General features: G+C 64.6%; 7 protein-coding genes. All 7 read right to left on the bottom strand.

What is annotated here, in order from left to right:
• Window positions 1-475: 475 nt before the first annotated feature.
• Complete coding sequence (locus tag VF769_RS05530) at window positions 476-1,234, bottom strand: DsbA family protein (RefSeq protein ID WP_331007379.1); 759 nt, start codon at window positions 1,232-1,234, stop codon at window positions 476-478.
• Window positions 1,231-1,680 (bottom strand): disulfide bond formation protein B, encoded by a 450-nt coding sequence (locus VF769_RS05525; RefSeq protein ID WP_331007378.1) that lies wholly within the window; start codon window positions 1,678-1,680, stop codon window positions 1,231-1,233. The genes VF769_RS05530 and VF769_RS05525 overlap by 4 nt, the downstream gene beginning before the upstream one ends.
• Before the next feature lie 45 nt (window positions 1,681-1,725).
• The gene (locus VF769_RS05520) at window positions 1,726-2,469 is read right to left on the bottom strand and encodes a class I SAM-dependent methyltransferase (RefSeq protein ID WP_331007377.1); all 744 of its coding nucleotides are present in this window, start codon (window positions 2,467-2,469) and stop codon (window positions 1,726-1,728) included.
• 12 nt (window positions 2,470-2,481) lie between these two features.
• Window positions 2,482-2,874 carry a hypothetical protein gene (locus VF769_RS05515; protein ID WP_331007376.1) on the bottom strand — a complete coding sequence of 131 codons (393 nt, stop codon included), beginning with the start codon at window positions 2,872-2,874 and terminating at the stop codon, window positions 2,482-2,484.
• Window positions 2,875-2,950: 76 nt separating this feature from the next.
• The gene (locus VF769_RS05510) at window positions 2,951-3,304 is read right to left on the bottom strand and encodes a copper resistance CopC family protein (RefSeq protein WP_331007375.1); all 354 of its coding nucleotides are present in this window, start codon (window positions 3,302-3,304) and stop codon (window positions 2,951-2,953) included.
• Window positions 3,305-3,361: 57 nt separating this feature from the next.
• Window positions 3,362-4,009: a M23 family metallopeptidase gene (locus tag VF769_RS05505; RefSeq protein WP_331007374.1), complete on the bottom strand. Its 648-nt coding sequence runs from the start codon at window positions 4,007-4,009 to the stop codon at window positions 3,362-3,364.
• Window positions 4,006-6,399 carry a heavy metal translocating P-type ATPase gene (locus tag VF769_RS05500; protein WP_331007373.1) on the bottom strand — a complete coding sequence of 798 codons (2,394 nt, stop codon included), beginning with the start codon at window positions 6,397-6,399 and terminating at the stop codon, window positions 4,006-4,008. The genes VF769_RS05505 and VF769_RS05500 overlap by 4 nt, the downstream gene beginning before the upstream one ends.
• Window positions 6,400-6,426: the final 27 nt, after the last annotated feature.

The raw sequence follows: 6,426 nt of genomic DNA, 5'->3' as shown, positions 1-6,426 counted from the left end.
TGATGACCCGCTGCTGGCCGGCTGGGCGTTCGTGAGCCAGCTTTACGTTCGGCGCGCCGCGCGCACGGTTATACCAGGCAGCGCGCTGACGGCTCGCCGCGCGCTTCGAGCTGGCCGCCGAAGGAGGACGAAAGAGTGAAGCGTTGTCCTGTGATGAGCGTGGGCGACGTTTCCCGACATCGCCTTCGAACAGGTCTTCGTTGTCTCTCGACGACATTGCCGACGCTCCAATTTGAGCGCATCAGCCGCTTAATCTTGGCGCAGGCCGCGACGGCCTGTGGTTGCCGCAACTTGCCGCAACGCGGGTCGCGACGAGGTGGGAAAAAAGATGTGCAGACAAGCCGCTGTGCGTTTCAGCACTGCGGCGCATTCTATCTTGCCCTCAACACCTTCGCCTCTTCCGCAATGATTCCGCCTATTCCTCGTCGTTCGAGGTGAGCATCAACGCGTAATGGGCTCACACCGCCAGGCGCGCTCATTGCGTTGCTTCCAGCTCCTGCAGCACCAGGTCGTAAAGCTGCTGCGGTCCGAAATTGGTGAGCGGTCGCTCGTTTACAAAGAAGGTAGGCGTGCCGCGCACATTGAGCGCCTGGGCGTCGGCGACATCCTGACGGAGCGCGCTGTTGATGTGACGGGCGTTCATCGCACCGCGTGCGATGTCGACATTAAGACCTGCCGCTCCGGCCGCGCTCCATGCCAGCGAAAGGTCCGCGCCATTGTGGTTGGCCCATTGCGGCTGTTGCTGGAAGAGCGAGGTCAGCACCGGTTCGAAGACGTTCTGCATCCGCGCGGCTTCGAGGATACGCGCCGCTTCCTCCGAGCCCTCATGCAGCGGCGTGTAGCGCAGCACCAGGCGCACATCATTGGGATGGCGGCGCATGATCTCGTGGACAATAGGATAGAACGCCCGGCAGGCTTCGCAGGCGGGGTCGAAGAACTCGACGATCGTCACGCGTGCGTTGGCCGGGCCGATCACCGGCGAATGTTGGCGCACGTAGGCATTCCAGCGGGGCGCCGGTGCCTCTTCCGCTTCGGGGGCGGGAGAGGGCGCTGCCGTCTCCGCGGGCGGTTCCGCCGCACTCCGCGCTTCGAGCGGCGCAACTGGGGCGGTGATGGGCGGTTCGCTCGATTGTTGTGGGGCATCGTTGGAGCGGTTGAGGTAAAAGAAGCTCGCACCCGCAAAGAGGGCGACCGCGATCACGGCAATGACGATGACGATCGTGCGCTGGCTCATGGGGTTTTCCTCCGCGCGAGAAAGAGAAGGACGCCGATCGCCGCGAACGCTGCGACCGATAGGAACGGAATTGGCAGCCAGCCGAAGAGGCTCATGCCGGCGCTCGAGCAAGACGGGCCGACGCCGCACTGAACGATGGGTTCGGGAATGATTCCGACGTAGTGAACGCTGTGATAGACGGCAAAGCCAAAGCCGACCGCGACGAGCGGATAGGCATAGTGCCAAACGCCCGCATCTTGCTTGAGGCACGCCGCCAGCAGAATGAGCACCAGCGGAAACATGAAGATGCGCTGGTACCAACAGAGATTGCACGGCGCCTGTCCCATGACCTCGCCGATGAAAAGGGCGCCCAGTGTCGCTGCAAGTGAAACCACCCACGCCGCAACGAGGAGCAACGACCTGGGGTTCGCGGGGGCCGCATCGGTGGATTGCTCGCCTTGGCTCATTCCGGATCGTCCTCTGCGAGATGCGACAAGATCAGCTCCGTGCTCCTAAGCAGTGGGCTGATCGCTTGGGGCCGCCAAATCACGCTTGCGCGCCAGCACCATCAAGGTCCAGCCGAGCCCGGCCTTGGCGAGCGCGCGTTCGAGAGAGCGTCCCACGACGGCGCGTATGAGGCGCTTCATCTTGCGCCCCGCAACCAGCCGCAGCGGGCCTTTGCTCGCTACCGGCGTGATGGTTTCGAGTCGTTCTACCGCGAAGAAGGGATCGAGCAGGGTTTCGAGTTCGCTTCTGTCGAACCAACGGCGCAATTGTCCGGGCTGTGGCGCGGCCACGTCGTTGAAGCGCTCAAGCACGGGCCGGTTTTGCGTGGCGAGCATCAAGAAGCCGCCTGGGCGCAGTATCGTGTGCAGCTTCTCCACAAAAGCGCGGTGATCGGCGACGTGCGACAAGACCTCAAGCGTGACGACGACGTCGAACGAGGCCGGCTCAATGTCGAGGGCCATGAAATCGCCGGCGATGAAGCGCACGTCGGGGACACGCTCGCTTGCGCGTCCGAGCACGTGCGGAGATAGGTCGGTAGCGGTCACGCGGCCGAACGGCTTAAGAGCAGGGCAGAGCCATCCCGCGCCGCACCCGACTTCGATGAGATCGAGATCGGTGCGATCCAACGCCGCGAGCCAGCCTAGAACCATATCACGCTGATCGAGCGAGACGTCGCTCAGGCGTTGCTCGCGATTGGACGCGTTCCATGCATCCCAGTAATCGCGTTGCAGCTCAATCGACAGGTTCACGTCTTTGACCTCTCAGTCATGGCGCGCGCCGGGCGCGACGCTGACGCGCACGCGCGCGATCTCGGCGTTGTCGTCGCGCGCGAGTTCGATATGGACCGGGCTTGAGGCGCGGTCGCGCACCGACAACGGATCATTCCAACCGCCTTCGGTGACGCCAAGGCTCGCGCCGTTCGCGTCGAACGTCTCGACATGAAGGTGGGCGTTGATCAGCCCCGCCTGGCCTGGTTCGCGGCGCGCCCAGCCATGAACGTAGCTGCCGCCGTCGGTGCGGCGCTCCAGATCAAAGCCGCGCAATCGCACTTTGTGACCATTGATGGTCTCGACGGCGACGTCGGGCGTTGCTTCCTGCGCCACGGCAGAACCTGCAATGAAGAAGGCGACGAGCAAGATCGGGATTGATTTCATGTCGTGCTCCAGAGGTGAGGCGGCCAACGGCGCCGGACGTGATGAGGTCACGTCGGCGGCCGCCAGCGCGGTCTCGCTATTGAACGGTGAAGTGCAGCGTGCCCTCCATGGCGTGACCGTCGCCCGTTCCGCTCCAATGCACCTCATAGGCGCCCGAAGAGAGCGCCGGCAGCGGGATGGAATAGGTCGTGACAGCGCTTGCGGACGCCGTGAATGCAACGGGAATGGCGGTATGGCCGGGGCCGTGCAGTTGCACTTCGCTCAGCACAACGGCGTGCTCAAAAGTCAGAGACAGCGCTGGCGGCGCGGCGGCGAGCACGGCATCGTCGGCCGGCACGGATACAACTTCAGCGGAATCGCCATGCGTTTCTTGCGCCAGCGCCGGCGTGGCGCAAAACGCCAATGCCGCTGCGAGAATAAGGTGCTTCATTTTGTGTCCTCCTTGGTTGACCCAGCCGTGGTGTTGAAGAATTCGCTATCGAGCGACTCATGCGTCGATCTCCGCGTGCGCGCCTGCAGCTTCCGGGAGCAGAGCGGCGGGATCGGCGAGCGCGCCGTTCTCTCGCATCTCGACATGCACATGATTGGTGATGCCGCGCGGATAGCGGGCGCTTAAATCCTGAGCGCGGCCGATCGGAGCGCCGGCTTCTACTGTGGCGCCGAGGTCGACGATGGGGCCAACGTAAAGCACGCGTACATCGCGCCCGGTTTGCGCGTCGGCAAGCTCGACATAGCGATACCGTTCGTCGCCCCGATAGGCGAATCCGATGCGCTCGACCACGCCGGCGATGGGCGCGCGCACGATCTCACCGGGCTCGGCGATGTAATCTGCGCCGCGATGGCGCCGCGTGCCCGCGGCGCGCGAGGCGCCGAAGAAGCCTGCGCCATAGGCGTCCTCGCCGCGCAGATCATGACCGGTTGGATTGGCCAAGGCGGCGTGCGTGGGCGCCGCCTTGCCGGATGATGTGGCTTTCGGCTCGTGTTCGGGCGCCGGCGCATTGAGCGACACGTCGCCAGCGAACGCGGCGCCGACGCAGCTCGCCAACGCGAACGCAGTGAACAAAGTTGCGGCCGCGCCCCGGGGGGCGGGGAAAGTGACGCGGCCGCGCCGCCGGTCATGAGAGGATGCGCTCATGTGGCGGACTCCCGATATGCGAGCAGCCGGAGCGCATTCGCCACCACGATCAGTGTCGAGCCTTCGTGGAAGATGATCGCCGCGCCGATCTGCAGGCCGAAAATAGTCGAAGGGATGAGGGCGGCGACGACGCCGAGACTTACCCAAAGATTCTGTTGAATGATGCGCGTGGTTTGACGGCTCAAGCCGACTGCAAACGGCAAGTGGCTAAGGTCGTCGGCCATCAAAGCGACGTCAGCGGTTTCAAGCGCGACGTCAGAACCGGCCGCGCCCATGGCGACGCCGACGTTGGCGTTCGCGAGCGCGGGCGCATCGTTGACGCCGTCACCGATCATGGCGACGCCGCCGGCTTCGGCCCGGAGCGTATTGATGGCCGCGACCTTTTCGTCTGGCATCAGCGCGCCGAACGCTTGATCGAGACCGATGCTGCCGGCGACCGCGTCGGCCACACGCTGATTGTCGCCGCTCAGCATGACGACGCGTCTTATGCCGAGTTGGCGTAGACGCTGGACCGTCTCCTTCGCCGACTGGCGTTCGGTGTCCATGACGCCGAGAACGCCCAGATAGTTTGCGCCGCGGCGCACCACCATGACGGTGCGTCCTGACGATTCGAGATTGGTGACGACGAGCCGAAGCTCGTTCGGCATCGGTGCGGATCCAGATTCAAACAGGCCTGGCTTGCCGATCTGGACGATCGCGCCCTCGATGCGCCCCTGAATGCCTTTGCCAGTGATGCTCTCAACGGCTTCCGCAGATGGGATCGGCTGATCGCCGAGCCGTTCGGCACCGTCGCGGACGATCGCCCCCGCCAGCGGGTGATCGCTGCTGCGCTCGATCGCGACCGCTACACTCAGCAATTCCTGTTCGGTGACACCGAAGAGCGGCTTGACGTCGGTCAAATAGGGCTTGCCCTCGGTCAGAGTGCCGGTCTTGTCGAAGGCGATGGCGCTGACGCGTCCAAGCGCTTCGAGCGCTGCGCCGCCTTTGACCAGCACGCCGCCGCGCGCGGCTCGCGCAACTCCGCTCAAAACGGCGCTTGGCACCGAGATGGCGAGCGCGCAGGGGCTTGCCGCCACCAAGACCGCCATCGCGCGATAGAAACTGTCGGCGAAGGGCTCATCGACGAGAACCCAGGCAAACATGAGCGCGCCGACCAAAGCGAGCACGCAGGGGACGAAGATACGCTCGAATTTGTCGGTGAAGTTCTGCGTCGGCGAACGCTGCGCCTCCGCTTCAGCGACGAGACGCACAATGCGCGCCAGCATGCTTTCGCTGGCGAGGCGGGCGACGCGGACATCGAGCGCGCCGGCGCCATTGATTGCGCCGGCGAAGACGCGATGCCGCTCCGGCGCTTTCGAGAAATCGGGATAGGCGTCGGCGCCGGCGGCGGCTTCTTTCTCCACCGGCACGCTCTCGCCAGTGATCGGCGCTTGATTGACCGCGCTCGCGCCTGCGACAACCACGCCATCGGCGGGGAGCCGCTCGTTCGGCCAGACCATGATGATGTCGCCGACCTTCAAATCGGAGACCGCGACCTCTTCGACTTTGTCGCCGCGCCGCAATTGCGCGCGCTCTGGCGCCAAGTGCCCGAGCGCCTCGATGGCGCGCTTGGCGCGGCCCATCGCCCAATTCTCAAGTGCGTGGCCAAGGCTGAAGAGAAAGAGCAGCAGTGTGCCTTCGGCCCAAGCGCCCAATGCGGCGGCGCCGATGGCGGCCACGATCATGAGGCTGTCTATGCGCAGGCGCCGGTGACGCGCATTCTCGACGGCTTCGAGCGTCGTGTAGTAGCCGCCGAGCGCGTAGGCGATGAGATAGAAAATGAGCGGAAGCGTTTCGATCCCGCCGCGTTCAGCGAGCCAGCCCGCAGCCAAAGCCGCGCCAGAGCCGAGCGCGAAATAGAGTTCTGTGCGATCGCCAAAAACGCCGCGGTGCTCATGGGCGTGGTCGCTGCTCTCGCGCGCTGGCGCCGTTGGGCTCTTCTTTCTGAATCCTTGCGCCAAGGTCTCGCCGAGTATGAGGTGCGGATCATAGTCGACGAGCACACGCCCAGGGGCGATCTTGCTGACCTCCAGCACGCCGTTGCAGCCGCGCAGGCGCTTCATTTCATGTTTGACGTCGCCGACATCGAGCGCGATGTGCTCGCGCTGGCGCACGACCTGTGAGGCCATTTGCGCCGCAAGAATGTGAATGCGTTTCTTCGGCTCCTTCGAAGCATCGTAGTGCACGCACAAGCGAAGTCCGGTTTCTGGCGCGCCCTCGACGTGGGCTTGGCTGACCGCCGCAAGCTTTTGCAGCCTGCGCGTCATCTCCACGCCGCACGCGCGGCATGCGCCGGCATCGGGCGAGTGAAGGAGCTGGGCAAGCTCAAGCTTGACCTTGGCGGCCTTCATCGTGCCAGCGCCTTAAGGGGGTAGGCG

This window comes from Vitreimonas sp. (genome assembly GCF_036392335.1).
Classification (GTDB): Bacteria; Pseudomonadota; Alphaproteobacteria; order Caulobacterales; family Aquidulcibacteraceae; genus Vitreimonas.
The sequence above is the reverse complement of the archived record's forward strand: the minus strand, read 5'-3'. Positions and strand labels throughout refer to the sequence as shown.